The organism is Ferrovibrio xuzhouensis, assembly GCF_042648965.1.
Lineage (GTDB): Bacteria > Pseudomonadota > Alphaproteobacteria > Ferrovibrionales > Ferrovibrionaceae > Ferrovibrio > Ferrovibrio xuzhouensis.
This window is the reverse complement of sequence record NZ_JBHRYJ010000001.1, coordinates 287930-304474: the sequence shown is the minus strand read 5'-3', so window position 1 is coordinate 304474 and position 16545 is coordinate 287930. Positions and strand designations below refer to the sequence as shown.

Sequence of the window (16545 nt, the reverse complement as noted above, 5' to 3'; positions counted from 1 at the left end):
ATGCTGCACCGCCACAACTCTTTGCAGTGTCAGGCGGCCGATAATTTCTAGCAAATCCGCCGCCGAGCGGCTAAACAGATTCGCGCCGCTGTTGCGTATAAGTTATTTTGTCTTTTATTCCAGACGGTTCACGAAGAAACCCGGGAGGAAACAGATGAGTGCCGGTGAACGCCGCCGCAGGAAGCCCGAAGAGTTGCGCAGCCATCGCTGGTTCGGCGTCGATGATCTGCGGTCGTTCGGTCATCGCTCGCGCAGCTACCAGATCGGCTTTGCCCGCGAGGATTTCGCCGGCAAGCCGGTCATCGGCATCATCAACACCTGGAGCGACATCAATCCCTGCCACACCCATTTCCGCCAGCGCGCCGAGGAAGTGAAGCGCGGCGTCTGGCAGGCCGGCGGCTTTCCGCTCGAACTGCCGGCAATCTCGCTCAGCGAGCCGTTCCAGAAGCCGTCGACCATGCTGTACCGCAACCTGCTGGCGATGGAGACGGAGGAGATGCTGCGCTCCTACCCTATCGATGGCGCGGTTCTCATGGGCGGCTGTGACAAGACCACGCCGGCGCTGATCATGGGTGCGACCAGCATGAACATCCCGGCGATCTTCATGCCGGCCGGACCGATGCTGCGCGGCAACTGGCGTGGCAACACGTTGGGCAGCGGCTCGGATGCCTGGAAATACTGGGCCGAGCTGCGCGCCGGCAATATCGACCAGGCCGCCTGGCGCGAGATCGAGGAAGGCATTGCCCGCGGTCCCGGCCACTGCATGACCATGGGGACGGCCTCGACCATGGGGGCGATCGCCGAGACGCTGGGCCTGACCCTGCCGGGCGCCAGTTCGATCCCGGCGGCCGATTCCGGCCATGCCCGCATGGCCAGCCAGACCGGCCGGCGCATTGTCGAGATGGTCTGGGATGATCTCAAGCCGTCCGACATCCTGAGCGCGGCGTCCTTCGACAATGCCGTGGCGCTGGCCATGGCGGTCGGCGGTTCGACCAACTGCATCATTCATCTGGTGGCGATGGCGGCGCGCGCCGGCGTCGACCTGCCGCTCAGTCGCTTCGACGAGATTTCCCGCCATGTGCCGGTGATCGCCAACCTGCGGCCGAACGGCAAATACCTGATGGAGGATTTCTATTTCGCCGGCGGCATCCGGGCCCTGCTGGGCAATCTGGCATCGAAGCTGAAACTCGACTGCCTGACGGTGAACGGTGCGACGCTGGGCGCCAATATCGAGGGCGCGAAACCCTACAACGACGACGTGATCCGCCCGCTCGACAATCCGGTCGCCGGTTTCGGCGGCCTCGTCGTGCTGCATGGCAACCTGGCGCCGAACGGGGCCGTGATCAAGCCGAGCGCCGCCGATCAGAAGCTGCTGCGCCACACCGGCCCGGCGGTGGTGTTCGACGATTATAACGACATGGCGGCACGCATCGACGACCCGACTCTCGACGTGACCGCCGACAGCGTGCTGGTGCTGCGCAATTCCGGACCGCAGGGCGGCCCCGGCATGCCGGAATGGGGGCAGCTGCCGATCCCGAAAAAGCTGCTGCAGCAGGGGGTGCGCGACATGGTTCGCATGTCGGATGCGCGCATGAGCGGTACGTCCTATGGCACCTGCGTGCTGCATATCTCGCCGGAATCCTATATCGGCGGACCGCTGGCCCTGGTGCGCACCGGCGACATGATCGAGCTGAATGTCGCCGAGCGCCGGCTGGACCTGAAGGTGTCCGACGCGGAACTCGCCGCCCGGCGGGCTGCCTGGGTGGCGCCGCCGCCACGGTACCAGCGCGGCTATGGCGTGATGTTCGCCCAGCACATCACCCAGGCCGAGCGCGGCTGCGATTTCGACTTCCTGCATGCCGGCGCCCCGACGCCCGAGCCGGAAATCCACTGACCGAAGGAACAGGACCATGAAATTGCCGGTGAATGCCTTCAAGCGGGCCCTGAAAGAGGGGCGTCCGCAGATCGGCCTGTGGAGCATGCTGAGCAGCAATATTGTGGCCGAGATCGTCGCAACGGCCGGCTTCGACTGGGTGGTGCTGGATACCGAGCATTCGCCGAACGAGCTGCCGATGGTGCTGCAGCAGCTGCAGGCCATGCAGATCGATGCGAATACCGCGACGCCGGTGGTGCGGCCGGCGTGGAACGATCCGGTGCTGATCAAACGCTTCCTCGACATCGGTTCGCCGAACCTGATCCTGCCCTTCGTGCAGGATGCCGAAGAGGCACGCCGCGCGGTCGAGGCCACGCGCTATCCGCCGAAAGGCATCCGCGGCGTGTCGGGTAACCAGCGTGCCAACCGCTACGGGCTGGTCGCCGATTATCACAAGCATGCCGAGGAGGAACTCGGCGTCATCGTGCAGGTCGAGACCTTGGCGGCGGTCAGCCGCATCCCGGAGATCGCCAAGACCGAGGGGCTGGATGGCATCTTCATCGGCCCGGCCGACCTGTCGGCCGATGCCGGCCATCTCGGCAACAGCAGCCACCCGGAGGCCCAGGCGGCGATCATGAAGGGGCTCGAGCTGTGCAAGGCGGCCGGCAAGCCCTGCGGTATCCTGGCGCCCGACGAGAACGACGCGAAACGCTATCTCGATGCCGGCTTCACCTTCGTCGCCGTCGGTGTCGATCAGGGCATGCTGGTGAAGGCGACGCGTGAGATCGTGCGGCGTTTCCGTAGTCATCTCGCCGGCTGACGCGCCACCGGGCCTCAGGCCCGGCCTTCAGTGCTTGTGCCGCACCCAGAACCGGTAGCAGTTGGCGAACAGATCAGGGTTGCCGGTTTCCATGATCGCCCAGTTGTCGAGATCGGTGGCCGTGGCATCGGCGGGAAAGCTCTGCCGGTACTGGTGCAGCGGCTGCGGCGAGGTGAATTCGAAACCGAGGAATTCCAGCCCGGCACCGTCGATCAGGCGGCGCAATTGCTGTGGCGTGTAGCGATGTTCCTGCCGATGGAACACGAGGTCGCGCAGGTCGCTCAGCGCATGGAAGGCGCTTGATTTGGCCAGCCGCGCGGCGAGCGCCGGATCAAGCCGCCAGACCTCGCTGCGGAAGCGGCGGACATCGTCGGGGCTGTCGCTGAAGCCGTGCCGGGCGATCAGCTCGCGGGCCGCCACCACGTCGCGACGCCCGAGTTCGCTGTATAGGCCGAGCATCATGTAGCCGTCCGGCTTCAGCAGGCGGACCAGCTGGGCAAGGCCGGCGGCCGGGTCGCGTAAGTGGTGCAGCACGCCGAAGCTTTCGATCACGTCGAAGCGGCGGCCGATCTCGCCGATGCGCAGGATGTCGGCTTGGGCGAAATCGACATTCCTGATGCCGATCTCGGCGGCCTTGCGGCTGGCATAGGCAAGGCTGGTGCGGCTGAGGTCGATGGCCTGCACGCGGGCGGACTGGTAACTGGTGGCGGCGAGGATGGCATGCAGGCCGGTGCCGCAGCCGGCCACGAGGATGTCGAGCTCCTGCGCCGTCAGGGCCGGAATGGTCTGCAGCGGCAGGGCGGCGCGCAGGCGCACCGGTACGGTCAGCGGCGTGCCGAGGATCGGCTGGTGCCAGCGCGGGAAAGGGCTTTCCTCGTACATCTCCTGCACGTTGCGGCTGACCGCGTCATCGATCGGCGTCAGCGCCGGCAGGGCCGCAGCGATGCCGCGTTCGGCCAGCGGCTCGTCGAGCTGGATGCGCTTCAGGTCGGCGAAAGCCGCCGGCCATGCGGCTGCAGACAGACGCGCAGCATCCGGCCGGTGATACAGCGGCCGGTAGAGCGCCTGTACCGTCAGGGTGCAGGCATCGCGGGCAGGATCGGCCGTCGCCAGCCGCTGGTCCAGTTGCGGCAACAGGGCAGCTTCGGCCGCATCAACGGCATCGACATATTCTGCCTGAAAGGCGCGCACCGCCATCAGGGCCAGCAGCCGGGAAAACCGCTCCAGCGCCGCCGGCTGGGTCAGCGCCAGATGCAGCACGCCGCGCCGCAGGGCCCGCAGGCGGGCCTCGATGGTGGCATCGCTGACCAGGCCATGGGCCAGCCAGGCGGCGAAGGCTGGCAGCGCCGCGAGATCCGGGCATTTCGGGTTCGCCAGGATGGCACCGGCGGCATCCGGCGACAAAGCATCCAGTCCGTTCAGCAGGGCGAAGGCCGGGTCCAGACGGATGCCGCTCTCGACCACCGAGGCGAGGTCGCGGGGCTCGACGCCGGGCGTGCCCAGCAGGCGCAGCACCGTGCCGATCAACTCCGGGTCCGGGCGCTTCAGACTGAGGTCGCGCAGCGCACGGGCAAAGCCGATCTTGTAGCGCACGGTGTCGGGCGACATGACATGGGCGCGCCGGAAAAAGCCCATGGCCTGTTTGGTGTCACCCTTCGCCAGCAGGGCGAAGCCCAGCATGTAGTTGGTTTCCGGGTGCTTCAGGTTGTCATTGAAGGCGGTGTAGAGCGCGCCGATGGCCGCCTCAATGGCGCCTTCGGCCATGAAGCCATGGGCCAGGCCGATATAGGGATCGGGCAGTTTCTTGTTCAGGGTCAGGGCCGCGCCAAAGCTGCTGCGCGCCCCCTCGCGATCACCGGCGGCCAGCAGGATATGGCCGAGCGTCAGGTGGTAGTTCTCGAAATGATAGTCGATAGCGATGGCCCGTTCGACCAGCGCCTTCGCCCGCTCGAGGTCGCCACGCTGGAGCGCGATATAGCCCAGCAGGTGCAGGGCATCGGCGAAATCGGGTTCCTGCCGCAGGATGCTGTCGAGCAGGTCCTGGGCCTGGCCGAGCCGGTCGGTCTCGATGGCGCGGATGGCCGCCCGCAGAATCGGCAGCAGATGGGACTTGGTGGCGACGGTCTGGGAATCGGGAAGCGACATTTCGCTTTGCAGCAGAGGATTGAGGCAGATTACTCTAGCACATTAGGGGGAACACCCGGAGGGAGCAAACAGAATGAAAACAACGCCCGTCACGCCGGCCGATCTGGCCCGCTCGGTTTTCGCGGTGCCGCCGCTGGCGCGGTATTCCGACCTGACGCTGAACGAGGAAGCCAACCGGCAGCTGATCGGCTATCTTGAGGCAGGCGGGGTGCGCAGCCTGATGTATGGCGGCAACGCCAATTTCTACAATCTGCCGATCAGCGAATATGCCGAAGTGCTGGAGTTCCTGTGCAGCGCGGTCGGCCCGGAGACCTGGTTGATCCCGTCCTTCGGCCCGGACTATGGCCGGCTGATCGACCAGGCGAAAATCCTGCGCGGCACGCGGGTGCCGACCGCCATGGCGCTGCCGCAGACTTTCCCGGCCACCTCGGAGGGCGTCGAGGTCGGCCTGCGCCGTGCCGCGGTCACCATGGGCAAGCCGCTCATCCTCTACATCAAGGCCGAGAATTACATTGCGCCGGAAGCCGCCGGCCGGCTGGTGAAGGATGGCTTGGTCTGTGCCATCAAATACGGCGCCGTGCGCAGCGATCCGGCCGACGATCCCTATCTCAAGCGACTGCTCGACCATGTCGATCCGAAGCTGGTGATCAGCGGCATCGGCGAGCGGCCGGCGATCGTGCATCTGCGCCAGTTCGGGCTCGGCGGCTTCACCTCGGGTGCGGTCTGCCTTGCCCCGCGCGGCTCGATGGCCATTCTGGCCGCCCTGAAGCACGGCGACATGGCCGAGGCTGCCCGCCTGCGCGAGGCCTATCTGCCGTTCGAGGACCTGCGCGACGGCATCAGCCCGATCCGCGTGCTGCATGATGCGGTCACGCTGGCCGGCATCGCCGATATGGGGCCGATGCTGCCGCTGCTCAGCAACCTCGACGCCGGCCAGCAGGCGAGGGTCCGGCCGGCGGCCGAGGCGCTGAAAGCCTGGGATGCCGGGCTCGGTAAGGCACAGGCGGCGGAGTAGAAATCATTACCTGAGGTGGTATTTCCGCTATAATCTCTCGACAACCTGCACTAAAGCGGGGCGTTGGGGGTGAAAATGAGGCTGTTCCGGTTTGCCATGGTATTGGCAGTCGCTGCGTTATTCGTGGTGTCTGCCGTCGCTCAGCCGAACGATCCGACAAAGATCACGCGACGATCAACCTGTTCGATGCTGTGGCTGTCTATCCGGCGCCCAGCTGGCAGCATTCGGCGGATCCTGCGAAGGATAGCGAATTCTATCGGAACCAGAATGGATCCAGCTTCATCCTTGAACAGATTCCAAAGGGCGAGAAGTTCGAAAAATGGAGTCGGCTGTATGCCATCGCTGCCGTGAAGGTGGAGGGGCTGACACTGAAGGATTTCATCAACCGATCTCTTGCGCCGTTTTATAACGCCTGTGGCAAAGAGAATTTCTTTGTGACCCCGCTACAGCAGAGTGCGGAAAGCGTCCTGTTGCACGTTCTCTGTCAGAACAGTCCTGCAGGGCCTGCCAAATTTGGCTACGGTGATGGTGTGGGTGAAATAACGGTGATGCGTTTTGGGCAGGTCGGCAGCACGTTGATCAAAGTTTATCAGCACTGGCGCGGCAAAAGCTTTATTGCCACGGATACCTCGACTTGGCCGGTGCCGAAAGAAGAAGTGGGCATGATGATGAACCGGTTCACCACGATCCGGTTCGTGGGCAAACCGGGCCGCTGACCTGAAACACGAACGGCCCGGCAGGGGGCCGGGCCGTGAATGCAGGATGAGGCGGCCGGTTCAGCCGGCGGCGGCCTTGTTCTTCTCTTCCTCGACCAGTTCCTTCTTCGACAGCTTGCCGATCAGGGTCTTGGGCAGGGCGTCGCGGATTTCCATGGCCACCGGCATCTCGTGCTTGCCGAGCTTGTCCTTCAGGAAGCTCTTCAGCTCCTCGAAGGTGAAGGCCGCCACATTGGGGCGCAGCTTGATGAAGGCCTTGGCCGACTGGCCGCGATAGGGATCGGTCACGCCGATCACCGTGCACTCCTCGACCGCCGGATGCTCGTAGATCGCTTCCTCGATGTTGCGCGGATAGACGTTGAAGCCGCCCGACAGGATCATGTCCTTCTTGCGGTCGACGATGAAGACATAGCCTTCGTCGTCGAGATAGCCGACATCGCCGGTATGGAACCGGCCGCCGGCAAAGGCCTCCGCCGTCGCCTCGGGCTTGTTCCAGTAGCCCTTCATCACATTCGGCCCGGTGATGCAGATCTCGCCGGTCTGGTTGATGCCCAGCACCTGCAGCGGGTTGTCGACGTCGACGATATCGATGGTCACGCCCGGCAGCGGCAGGCCGCAGGAGCCGCGCTTGCGCTTGCCGCCATAGACCGTCTGGGTGCCGGCCGGCGAGGTCTCGGTCATGCCCCAGCCCTCGATCATCTTGCAACCGGTGATATTCTCGAACTTGTCCTGCACTTCGGCCGGCAGCGGCGCGCCGCCCGAGGCGCAGAACTTCAGCGCCGACAGGTCGTAGTCCTTCAGGTTCGGCAGGTTGACGATGGCGGCATACATGGTGGGCACGCCGGGGAAGATCGAGATCTTCTTCTTGTGCAGGTCCTCGATCACCGCCTTCAGCTCAAAGCGCGGATGCAGGATGAACTCGGCACCGATCACCAGCATGCGTAGCAGCACGGCGCTCAGTCCGTAGATATGGAACATCGGCAGGACCATGAGGACACGTTCCTTGCCGTCCTCCAGCTTCAGTGCCGCACCCTCGGTCCAGCTGGCATACATCTGCACGGTGGCGGTGATGTTGCCGTGGGTCAGCATGGCGCCCTTGGGCTGGCCGGTGGTGCCGCCGGTATACTGCAGGATGGCGACTTCCTCGGCCGGGTCCTTCACCGGATGCGGCGTGTAGCGGCCGTCATTGGCGATCAGGTCGGAGAAGCGGATATGGTGCTCGTCCTTCGGCACCGCGGCGATCTCCTTGCCCTTGACCAGCGGGAACAGCAGGTTCTTGGGGAAGGGCAGGAAATCCGGCAGACGGCAGACCACAAGCTTCTTCAGACGGGTCGTGCCGATCATCTTCGCCATGTTGTTGTACAGGGCGTTGAGGTCGAGCGTGACCATGATGTCGGTCTGGCTGTCCTCGATCTTGTAGCGCAGCTCGCGTTCGGCATCGAGCGGGCTGTAATTCACCACCCGGCCGCCGGCCTTGAGGATGGCGAGGAAGCAGACCACGTAATGCGGCGTGTTGGGCAGGAACAGGCCGACATGCACGCCGGGACCGACGCCGAGCTGCTGGAAGCCCTTGGCGGCCCGGTCGATCAGGTCGGAGACGGTGGCGTAGGACACCGTCTTGCCCATGAATTCCAGGCAGGGCCGGGGGGCGAACCGGGCGACCGCATCGTCGAACAGGGTCCAGATCGGCTTGGCCTGGAAGTTCTGCGCCCAGGCCACCCCGGCCGGATAGGATTTTTCCCAGAACGGCGTGGTCATCGTTTCTCCCCTTGAACCTTATGTTTCCGGCCATTTCCAGCCGGCCATGCCGCCCATTCTAGGGAAATGCCCCCAGCTTGCGCAACGTGGCGCAGCGTCAATGGCCGGCCGGCATGGAAGTTATATTTACGACCGGTTGCGTGACGGCCCGCCCGCTGGCACACTTTAACCTGTTATTTTCCACACTTTGCCACGAGGCCAGAATGGGCAGCGGCGCCAAGGACATGCGGGCGGAGCGCGACCGGTTTGTCGCCTTCGCGTTTTCGGCGGCCGACCTGATGCTGGAAATCGCCGGCGACGGCAGTGTCCTGTTCGTGTCCGGCGCCGCCCGGCTGCTGACCGGCGAGGACGGCGACAGGCTGACGGGTCGCCAGTTCAGCAGTCTGGTCGACGAGGCCGACCGCCATTTCATCCTCAACCTGCTGGCCAGCCTGACGGTTGGCGGCCGCATCGAGCCGGTCACCGTGCGCCTGCTGCGGGCCGATGGTGCGCCCGGGCCGATCTGCGTGCTCGGCGGCTGCTGTCTGCCGCGGCAGGAAAGCCGGTACTACCTGACCCTGTCGAACGCCCGGCTGCCCCAGGCCGAGGCCGCCATGGCCAACAAGCGCGATTACCAGACCGGCCTGCTGGCCAGCGACGATTTCGAGGACCGGGCCGGCGACCGGCTGAAGCTGGCCCGCGAGCTCGGCTCCGAGGTCAAGCTGACCCTGATGGAGATCGTCGGGCTCAGGGAGCTGGCTGAAAACCTGCCGGCCGAGGAAAGCCGGGCACTGATGAGCGATGTCGGCGCCCTGCTGCGCGGCCAGTCGATCGGCGGCGACACGGCGGCGCGGCTCGATCCGGAGAAATACGGCATTCTGCATGCCACGCCGTTCGACCAGGAGGCGGTGACCGAACAGGTGCGCAATCTGGTGCGGCGCAGCGGTCCGGCGGCGGCGGCGGCCGAAGCGGTGGGGGTGCGCGGTGCCACGCTGGATTTGCATGCCAAGGGCATGAGCGACGAGGATGCCGCGTCGGCCATGGCCTTTGCCGTGCAGCGCTTCGCCAATGACGGCGCCGAGGGCTTCAGCCTGCGTTCTACCGAGGACAGCCTGAAGGCATTGCTGAATACCACGGTATCGCGGGTCCGCGCCCTGCGCTCGGCGGTGACGGGCCGCAATTTCCAGCTCGTCTTCCAGCCGATCGTGCGCCTGGATACCCGCACTTTGCATCATTACGAGGCGCTGTCGCGGTTCGAAGGCGGCGGTTCGCCGTTCGAGACGATCCGGCTGGCCGAGGGCGTGCACCTGATCGGTGAATTCGACCTCGCCGTCGTGCAGCGCGTGGTCGACCTGCTGGCGGAAAAGCGCCGCCAGGGCGAAGTGATCGACGTTGCCGTCAATCTCTCGGGTCACAGCCTGGAGAGCGGCATCTTCATGGCGGCGCTGCGTGAAATCCTGCAGGTCGACCCGACCCTGCGCAAGCAGGTGATCTTCGAGATCACCGAATCGACCCAGATCACCAACCTCGTGCATGCCGCCAATGCCGTGCGCCAGCTGCGCGAGGACGGACATTTCGTCTGCCTCGACGATTTCGGCGCCGGCGCGGCGTCCTTCCCCTACCTGCAGGCGCTGGATGTCGATTACGTCAAGATCGACGGCGCCTATGTGAAGGCGCTGCAGGCCCAGGGCCATGTGCGCGACCAGGCGATCCTCAAGGGCATGGTCTGGCTGTGCAAGGAGCTCGGCATCGGCACGGTGGCCGAGATGGTCGAGACCGAGGACCAGGCCCGCCTGCTGCTCGATTTCGGCATCGACTACGGCCAGGGCTACCTGTTCGGCCGGCCCGAGCCGGAAATGCGGCTCGAGCCGCTGCGCCTGCCCGACGACCCGGGCGGCCATCGCCAGCCGGGCGACATCAGGCTGAAGCGCGGCTAAACAGCCTTTCTAGCCGCGCAGCTCGATCTTGCCGTGGTCCAGTGCCACCACGTCGCGTTCGACGAGGCGCGCACGGAACGACACGGTTTTGTCGTCGCGCCAGATTTCCGTGTGGATCGTCTCGCCGGGGAACACCGGGGCGGTGAAGCGCGCCTCGATATGCGCCACCCGCGACGGGTCGTGGTCGCAGGCGGCCTTGACCACCGCGCGCACCGCATGGCCGTAGGTGCACAGCCCGTGCAGGATCGGCCGCGGAAAGCCGGCCGCCTTGGCGAAGGCCGGATCGGCATGCAGCGGATTGCGGTCGCCGCACAGCCGGTAGAACAGCGCCTGGTTTGCTTGCGTCTTCGCCGTCACGCCGACATCGGGCTGGCGGTCTGGGATCGCATGCGGCGCCGGCGGGCCGTCTTCCGGCTTGCGTGCCGGACCGCCGAAACCGCCGTCGCCGCGGGCGAAGGTGGTCGACAGCAGGGTGACCAGCGGCTCGTTGGTGGCGGCATCGCGGATGCTGTTCTCGATCAGCACCACGGCGCCCTTGCCGGCGCCCTTGTCGAAGGCATCGCGGATGCGCACCTTCGATTTGATCCGGCCCTGCGGCGCCATCGGCTTGTGCAGGGTCACCCGCTGTTCGCCATGCACCACCATCTGGAAGTTGATGCCGGTCTTCGGCGCCCAGCTGTCATCCCAGCAGATCACTGTGGCCAGGCCGGGCAGGGCCTTCAGGTTCTTCTCGAACACGAAGGGTAGTTCGTCCAGATCCATCGGGTCATGGCCCATGCCGACGCTGAGCGCATACAGCATGGTATCGCGCTCGGTGTAGCTGAATTCCTTCTCGGGCAGGTCCAGCCGCATCAGTTCGTCATAGACAATGGCCATGGTTCCTCCGTACATCTTTTGCGGCAAGCTTAGCGGCCTCCGCAGAGGCGCACCAGTCTTGACGTTGCGTCAGGCCTGAAAGAGCAGAGTGCAGGGAGGTCGGCATGCCTTACGAAACTTTCGATTTCACCGTCGTCGGTCCTGTCGCGACGGTGACATTCAACCGTCCGGACAAGGCCAATGCGATGATCCTGCCGTTCTGGCAGGAACTGGTCGATGTCTTCGCCGAGATCGACGACCGGCCAGAGATCCGCGCCGTGGTGATTGCCTCGACCGGCAAGCATTTCACCGGCGGGCTGGACCTTGCGGCGTTTGGCAATATCGCCGGCGACATGCTGCAGGGCGACCGTGGTCGGGTCGGCGAGCAGATGCGCCGTGCCGTCGCCGAAATGCAGGAGACCTTCGCGGTGATCGACCGCTGCCGGGTGCCGGTGCTGGCGGCCATCCAGGGCGGCTGCGTCGGTGGCGGTGTCGACCTGATTTCGGCCTGCGACATGCGCTACTGCACGGCGGATGCCTGGTTCTGCATCCAGGAGATCAACATCGGCATGACCGCCGATGTCGGCACCCTGCAGCGCCTGCCGCACCTGATGCCGGCGGGCCTGGTGCGCGAACTGGCCTATACCGGCCGCCGCCTGACCGCCGGCGAGGCCTCCGCCGCCGGGCTGGTCAACGCGGTGTTTGACCACCAGGACGGCATGCTGGAGGCGGTGGCGGGGATCGCGCGCACCATTGCGGCCAAGTCGCCGCTCGCCATCCATGGCACCAAGGAAATGCTGAACTACACCCGCGACCACAGCACGGCCGATGCGCTCAACTACATGCAGGTCTGGCAGGCCGGCATGTTCCTGACCGGCGACCTGATGGAGCAGATCACCGCCAACCAGCAGAAGCGCGAGGCGACATTCGCCGACCTGCTGCCGGCGAAGAAGATCGTGCGCCGCCGTCGCTAAGCCGGGGCATTAATTGACGCCGAGCACCTTCCAGATGCCCTCGGCGGCGAACACCGTCTTGCCGGCGACCGTCATGCTGCCCTGCACGAAGATCAGGCTGCGGGTCTGGCGCACCACATGGCCGCGCATTTCCACCCAGTCGCCGGGCTTCACGGCAGCGGTGAACTGGCTGTTCAGCGCCACGGTGGCGCAGGGCTTGCGGTCGACCAGGTCCCAGACCAGCCAGCCGAGCATGTGGTCGGCAAAGGTCATCAGCATGCCGCCATGCACCACGCCGCGCGAATTGGTATGGCGCTCTTCCGCCAGCAGGCCGTAGGCCGAGGCGCCGTCCGCCTCGCGTTTGGCGAAGATCGGCCCGACCAGCTGGGTGAAGGGGCCCTGGCCATGGCGCTGCTTCCAGCCGGCGGCAAGCGGGTCGAAGGTCATGTCTTCCGGTCCGTCTCGTTCGTGTCCCTACAGGACTTAAGGCAATACAGCGCTTAGAGCAAAAAACCCTGCCTTTCCGCAAGCTTGACGCCGCGTCATACGCTTGCCTGCCGGCCGGCGCGGTCCTAACCTCTGGCCGTCCGGGGAGAACCGCCATGAATCTGGAATTCACGGCCGCAGAACAGGCCTTCCGCACGGAAGTGCGCGACTTCATCGCGGCCAGCCTGCCGGCGGCGCTGGCGGAGAAGAGCCGTCGCAACACCCATCTCGACAAGGCCGATTACGTCGCCTGGCATCGCATCCTGCATGGCCGCGGCTGGGGTGCGCCGAACTGGCCGGTCGAATACGGCGGTCCGGGCTGGACCGCCGTGCAGCGCTACATCTTCGACGAGGAATGCGCCGCCGCCGATACGCCGCCGCTGGTGCCGTTTGGCATCAGCATGGTCGGGCCGGTGATCTACACCTTCGGCTCGGAAGCGCAGAAGGCGCAGTACCTGCCGCGCATCGTCAGCATGGAAGACTGGTGGTGCCAGGGCTATTCCGAACCGGGATCAGGGTCGGACCTCGCGTCCCTGCGCACGAAGGCCGAGCGCGACGGCGACGACTATATCGTCACCGGCCACAAGATCTGGACCACCCAGGCGCATTTCGCGGACATGATGTTCTGCCTGGTGCGCACCGATTTCGATGCCAAGCCGCAGGAGGGCATTTCCTTCCTGCTGATCGACATGAAATCGCCCGGCATCACCGTGCGGCCGATCATCTCGATCGACGAGGGCCACGGCGTCAACGAGGTCTTCCTCGACAACGTCCGCGTGCCGCGCGCCAACCTGATCGGCCAGGAAGGCAAGGGCTGGACCTATGCCAAGTTCCTGCTCGGCAACGAACGCACCGGCATCGCCGAGGTCGCCACTTCCAAGCAGCGCCTGAAGCGGCTGAAGGAGATCGCCCGCGCCGAGCAGAGCCTGGGCGTGCCGCTGATCGAGGAGCCGGCCTTCCGCGACCGCATGGCGGCGGTCGAGATCGACCTGCTGGCGTTGGAATACACCAACCTGCGCATGTTGGCGGCCGAGCAGGGCGGCAAGGGGCCGGGCGCCGAGGCCAGCATGCTGAAAATCCGCGGCTCGGAAATCCAGCAGGCGATCACCGAACTGGCCGTCGAGGCGCTCGGTTATTATGCCGCGCCCTACGAACCCAAGTCTTATGAACACTGGCCCGATGGCTCGAACCAGCCGCCGGTCGGCCCGGATTATGCGCAGGGCCGCATGGAGGCATTTCTCTACAACCGCGCCACCACGATTTATGGCGGCTCCAACGAGATCCAGCGCAACATCATCGCCAAGATGGTGCTGGGCCTGTAACCTGACGACACAGAAAAAGAGGATGTGAAGGGATGGATTTCCAGCTTTCCGAGGAGCAGACCCTGCTGGCCGACAGCGTGGAGAACTGGCTGCGCAAGGAATACGACTTCGAACGCTGGCGCAAGCTGGTGAAGACCGACCTCGGCTACAGGGCCGAGAACTGGGCCTTCATGGCGGAGCTCGGCTGGCTCGCCGTGGCGCTGCCGGAAGATTTCGGTGGGCTTGGCGGCGGCGCGGTCGAGACCATGCTGATCGGCGAACGCTTCGGCAAGCATATGGTGGCCGAGCCGTTCTTCTCCACCGTGATCCTCGGTGCCGGACTGATCGGCGCCGCCGGCAGCGACGCGCAGAAAAACGACTGGCTGCCGGCGATTGCCGAAGGCAAGACGAAATGGGCCTTCGCCCATGCCGAGCACGGCAGCCGCTTCGTGCTCAACGAAGTGAAGACCAATGCCGAGAAGAGCGGCAGCGACTGGGTACTCAGCGGCAGGAAGATCGTGGTGTGGGACGCGCCGAGCGCCGACCACCTGATCGTGCTGGCGCGCAGCGCCGGTGCCGCCGCCGACAAGGCCGGCCTCGGCCTCTTCGTGGTCGATGCGAAAGACAGGGGCGTCAGCCGGCAGGATTACCGCACGGTCGACAACCGTCGCGCCGCCGATATCACCTTCGACAAGGCGGCGGCGGTGGCGCTCGGCGACCCGGCCGGCGGGCTGGTTCCGGCGGAAGCCGCGATCGACCGCGCGATGGCCTATCTGGCCGCCGAAGCCGTCGGCGCCATGCAGGCGCTGCACGACACGACCCTGGCCTATGTCAAGACCCGCAAGCAGTTCGGCCGCGCCATCGGCGACTTCCAGGTCATCCAGCACCGCCTGGTCGACATGATGATGCAGGTGGAAGCTTCGCGCTCGCTGGCCATGCTGGCCTCGCTGAAGGCCGATGCCGAGCCGGCCGAGCGGGCGAAGGCGGCGGCGGCGGCGAAAGTGCAGATCGGCAAGTCCGGCAAGTTCGTCGGGCAGCAGGCGATCCAGCTGCACGGCGGCATGGGCATGACCGACGAGTTGGATGTCGGCCATTACATGAAGCGCCTGATGATGATCGATACCTGCTTCGGCAATGCCGAGTATCACCAGCGCCGTTTCGCCGCGCTGAGTAATGCCGCCTAGGGCAACGCCGCCTGAGGCCGCCTGCATACCGGCCCGCTTGTCGCGGGCCGGTTTCTGCCCCACACTGACCGTCGATGGTCCCGCCGGCTTCATGGAGTCGGCGGGTTAAAAGGGAACACGGTAGGGCGCGGTCGCCCGTTATGCAGACCGCACCGATGCCGTGGCTGCCCCCGCAACTGTATGCGGCGAGCGATGCCCCATTTGCCACTGGCCCCGAGCGAAAGCGGCGGGCCGGGAAGGCGGGGCGGAGCGGCCAGCCGCAAGCCAGGAGACCTGCCATCGACCGCCGGCGCCGGACCGCGCCGCTTATCAGCCAGCCGCACGGTGGGTGCGGAGAAGGAGCCTGTCATGCATATCGAACCCGGCGTCGTCGATGGCGCCAAGATCATCCTCAGCTATGCCACGGCGGCCGGCGCTTGCGGGCTCGCCGCCCGCATGGCCCGCCAGACCATCCGCCAGGACGGCGGCGCGGCGGCGCTGGCGCTGCGCAGCGTGGCGAGTACGGCACTCGTGTTCAGCTTTTTCGAGGTGCTGCCGCATTATCCGGTCGGCGTCTCCGAGGTGCATCTGATCCTCGGCTCGACGCTGTTCCTGATCTTCGGCGCCGGGGCGGCCTCGATCGGCCTTGCTGCCGGCCTGCTGCTGCAGGGCCTGTTCTTCGCACCCTTCGACCTGCCGCAATACGGCATCAACGTCACCACCCTGCTGGTGCCGCTGTTCGCCGTCAGCCTGCTGGCACGGCGCATCATTCCGGCCGGCACCGCCTATGTGGACGTGACCTACCGGCAGGCGCTGACCCTGTCGACCGCCTACCAGGGCGGCATCGTCGCCTGGGTCGCCTTCTGGGCGCTCTACGGCCATGGCTTCACCGCGCAGAACCTCGCCGCGATCGGCAGCTTCGGCGCCGCCTATATGACGGTGATCATCGTCGAGCCGCTGGCCGATCTCGGCGTGCTGGCCATCGCCAAGGCGCTGGTGCGGCCGGGCCGGCATCTGCTGCTGACCCGCCGGCTGCATCACGCCGCCGCCTGAGGGCAGCGGTTCTTTCGTAAAGCGCCGGCCGGTGGTCCCCACCGGCCGGTTTGCTTTTGAGGGGCGGGCGTCATGGCCTGGTCAGGCCACCTCCTCGGGGGCGTACTGCGCGAGGCCATGGCCCATGGACCAGTTCTCGGGCAGCGTCTCGACCAGATTGATGAAGACATCCTCCGGACGAATCCCGGGCTTGGCGGCGAGCTTTTCGGTGATGCGCCGGTACAGCGCCTTCTTCTGCGCGAGGCTGCGCGTGTTGTTGGCGGTCAACTGGATGACGACGAGATCGTCGCTGCGCGCCACCCCGAGATAGGTGGGGCTGCACCAGAAATCGACCGCGTCATGCTCGGTGACCAGCATGAAATGGTCGTCCTCGGGCACATTGAAGGTCTCGCGCATGGCTTCGTAGAGGCCATCGAGAATGGCCTGGCGATAGGCGGCGGGCTTGCCACGGCGCAGCGAAACACGGGTGAGGGGCATGGTGCGGTTCTCCT

General features: G+C 65.7%; 14 protein-coding genes and 1 riboswitch. Of the genes, 9 read left to right on the top strand and 5 right to left on the bottom strand.

The window, feature by feature from the left end:
* Positions 1–154: 154 nt before the first annotated feature.
* Positions 155–1894 (top strand): L-arabinonate dehydratase, encoded by a 1740-nt coding sequence (gene araD, locus ACFOOQ_RS01455; RefSeq protein WP_379720695.1) that lies wholly within the window; start codon positions 155–157, stop codon positions 1892–1894.
* Between the two features lie 16 nt (positions 1895–1910).
* Positions 1911–2693 carry an HpcH/HpaI aldolase family protein gene (locus tag ACFOOQ_RS01450; RefSeq protein ID WP_379720692.1) on the top strand — a complete coding sequence of 261 codons (783 nt, stop codon included), beginning with the start codon at positions 1911–1913 and terminating at the stop codon, positions 2691–2693.
* A 27-nt stretch (positions 2694–2720) separates the two neighbouring features.
* Here the strand turns inward: ACFOOQ_RS01450 and ACFOOQ_RS01445 are convergent, their stop codons facing one another.
* Positions 2721–4838 carry a methyltransferase domain-containing protein gene (locus ACFOOQ_RS01445; protein ID WP_379720689.1) on the bottom strand — a complete coding sequence of 706 codons (2118 nt, stop codon included), beginning with the start codon at positions 4836–4838 and terminating at the stop codon, positions 2721–2723.
* 73 nt (positions 4839–4911) lie between these two features.
* Here ACFOOQ_RS01445 and ACFOOQ_RS01440 point away from each other — a divergent pair, with 73 nt between their 5' ends.
* Positions 4912–5853 (top strand): dihydrodipicolinate synthase family protein, encoded by a 942-nt coding sequence (locus ACFOOQ_RS01440; RefSeq protein ID WP_379720686.1) that lies wholly within the window; start codon positions 4912–4914, stop codon positions 5851–5853.
* Between the two features lie 191 nt (positions 5854–6044).
* Entirely contained in the window at positions 6045–6569 is a 525-nt protein-coding gene (locus tag ACFOOQ_RS01435) for a hypothetical protein (protein ID WP_379720683.1), read from the top strand.
* Positions 6570–6629: 60 nt separating this feature from the next.
* Here ACFOOQ_RS01435 and ACFOOQ_RS01430 read toward each other — a convergent pair whose 3' ends face one another.
* Entirely contained in the window at positions 6630–8327 is a 1698-nt protein-coding gene (locus tag ACFOOQ_RS01430) for a long-chain-fatty-acid--CoA ligase (RefSeq protein ID WP_379720680.1), read from the bottom strand.
* Positions 8328–8530: 203 nt separating this feature from the next.
* Between ACFOOQ_RS01430 and ACFOOQ_RS01425 the strand changes: the two genes are divergently transcribed.
* A complete protein-coding gene (locus ACFOOQ_RS01425) occupies positions 8531–10243 on the top strand; it encodes an EAL domain-containing protein (protein WP_379720677.1) in 1713 nt (570 codons plus the stop codon).
* Between the two features lie 9 nt (positions 10244–10252).
* Here ACFOOQ_RS01425 and ACFOOQ_RS01420 read toward each other — a convergent pair whose 3' ends face one another.
* A complete protein-coding gene (locus ACFOOQ_RS01420; protein WP_379720673.1) occupies positions 10253–11119 on the bottom strand; it encodes a MaoC/PaaZ C-terminal domain-containing protein in 867 nt (288 codons plus the stop codon).
* A 104-nt stretch (positions 11120–11223) separates the two neighbouring features.
* Here ACFOOQ_RS01420 and ACFOOQ_RS01415 point away from each other — a divergent pair, with 104 nt between their 5' ends.
* Positions 11224–12072, top strand: a complete 849-nt coding sequence (locus ACFOOQ_RS01415; RefSeq protein WP_379720669.1) for a crotonase/enoyl-CoA hydratase family protein — start codon at positions 11224–11226, stop codon at positions 12070–12072.
* Positions 12073–12081: 9 nt separating this feature from the next.
* Here ACFOOQ_RS01415 and ACFOOQ_RS01410 read toward each other — a convergent pair whose 3' ends face one another.
* On the bottom strand, positions 12082–12498 hold the full coding sequence (locus tag ACFOOQ_RS01410) for a PaaI family thioesterase (protein ID WP_379720666.1): 417 nt from the start codon (positions 12496–12498) through the stop codon (positions 12082–12084).
* A gap of 155 nt (positions 12499–12653) precedes the next feature.
* Between ACFOOQ_RS01410 and ACFOOQ_RS01405 the strand changes: the two genes are divergently transcribed.
* The 3 genes from ACFOOQ_RS01405 to ACFOOQ_RS01395 all read left to right on the top strand — a co-directional run bounded on the left by ACFOOQ_RS01405 (position 12654) and on the right by ACFOOQ_RS01395 (position 16054).
* Positions 12654–13859 (top strand): acyl-CoA dehydrogenase family protein, encoded by a 1206-nt coding sequence (locus ACFOOQ_RS01405; protein WP_379720663.1) that lies wholly within the window; start codon positions 12654–12656, stop codon positions 13857–13859.
* Positions 13860–13891: 32 nt separating this feature from the next.
* Positions 13892–15022: an acyl-CoA dehydrogenase family protein gene (locus ACFOOQ_RS01400; RefSeq protein ID WP_379720660.1), complete on the top strand. Its 1131-nt coding sequence runs from the start codon at positions 13892–13894 to the stop codon at positions 15020–15022.
* A gap of 58 nt (positions 15023–15080) precedes the next feature.
* Positions 15081–15317: riboswitch (cobalamin riboswitch) on the top strand.
* A 53-nt stretch (positions 15318–15370) separates the two neighbouring features.
* Positions 15371–16054 carry an energy-coupling factor ABC transporter permease gene (locus tag ACFOOQ_RS01395; protein WP_379720657.1) on the top strand — a complete coding sequence of 228 codons (684 nt, stop codon included), beginning with the start codon at positions 15371–15373 and terminating at the stop codon, positions 16052–16054.
* A gap of 81 nt (positions 16055–16135) precedes the next feature.
* On the opposite strand, the gene ACFOOQ_RS01390 is transcribed toward ACFOOQ_RS01395, so the two are convergent.
* Positions 16136–16531, bottom strand: a complete 396-nt coding sequence (locus ACFOOQ_RS01390) for a tautomerase family protein (RefSeq protein WP_379720654.1) — start codon at positions 16529–16531, stop codon at positions 16136–16138.
* Between the last annotated feature and the right edge of the window lie 14 nt (positions 16532–16545).

Excerpts from the sequence above, each read along its gene's own strand:
- araD (WP_379720695.1), top strand. The coding sequence starts at position 155 with ATGAGTGCCGGTGAACGCCGCCGCAGGAAGCCCGAAGAGTTGCGCAGC.
- ACFOOQ_RS01450 (WP_379720692.1), top strand. The coding sequence starts at position 1,911 with ATGAAATTGCCGGTGAATGCCTTCAAGCGGGCCCTGAAAGAGGGGCGT.
- ACFOOQ_RS01445 (WP_379720689.1), bottom strand. The coding sequence starts at position 4,838 with ATGTCGCTTCCCGATTCCCAGACCGTCGCCACCAAGTCCCATCTGCTG.
- ACFOOQ_RS01440 (WP_379720686.1), top strand. The coding sequence starts at position 4,912 with ATGAAAACAACGCCCGTCACGCCGGCCGATCTGGCCCGCTCGGTTTTC.
- ACFOOQ_RS01430 (WP_379720680.1), bottom strand. The coding sequence starts at position 8,327 with ATGACCACGCCGTTCTGGGAAAAATCCTATCCGGCCGGGGTGGCCTGG.
- ACFOOQ_RS01425 (WP_379720677.1), top strand. The coding sequence starts at position 8,531 with ATGGGCAGCGGCGCCAAGGACATGCGGGCGGAGCGCGACCGGTTTGTC.
- ACFOOQ_RS01420 (WP_379720673.1), bottom strand. The coding sequence starts at position 11,119 with ATGGCCATTGTCTATGACGAACTGATGCGGCTGGACCTGCCCGAGAAG.
- ACFOOQ_RS01415 (WP_379720669.1), top strand. The coding sequence starts at position 11,224 with ATGCCTTACGAAACTTTCGATTTCACCGTCGTCGGTCCTGTCGCGACG.
- ACFOOQ_RS01410 (WP_379720666.1), bottom strand. The coding sequence starts at position 12,498 with ATGACCTTCGACCCGCTTGCCGCCGGCTGGAAGCAGCGCCATGGCCAG.
- ACFOOQ_RS01405 (WP_379720663.1), top strand. The coding sequence starts at position 12,654 with ATGAATCTGGAATTCACGGCCGCAGAACAGGCCTTCCGCACGGAAGTG.
- ACFOOQ_RS01400 (WP_379720660.1), top strand. The coding sequence starts at position 13,892 with ATGGATTTCCAGCTTTCCGAGGAGCAGACCCTGCTGGCCGACAGCGTG.
- ACFOOQ_RS01395 (WP_379720657.1), top strand. The coding sequence starts at position 15,371 with ATGCATATCGAACCCGGCGTCGTCGATGGCGCCAAGATCATCCTCAGC.
- ACFOOQ_RS01390 (WP_379720654.1), bottom strand. The coding sequence starts at position 16,531 with ATGCCCCTCACCCGTGTTTCGCTGCGCCGTGGCAAGCCCGCCGCCTAT.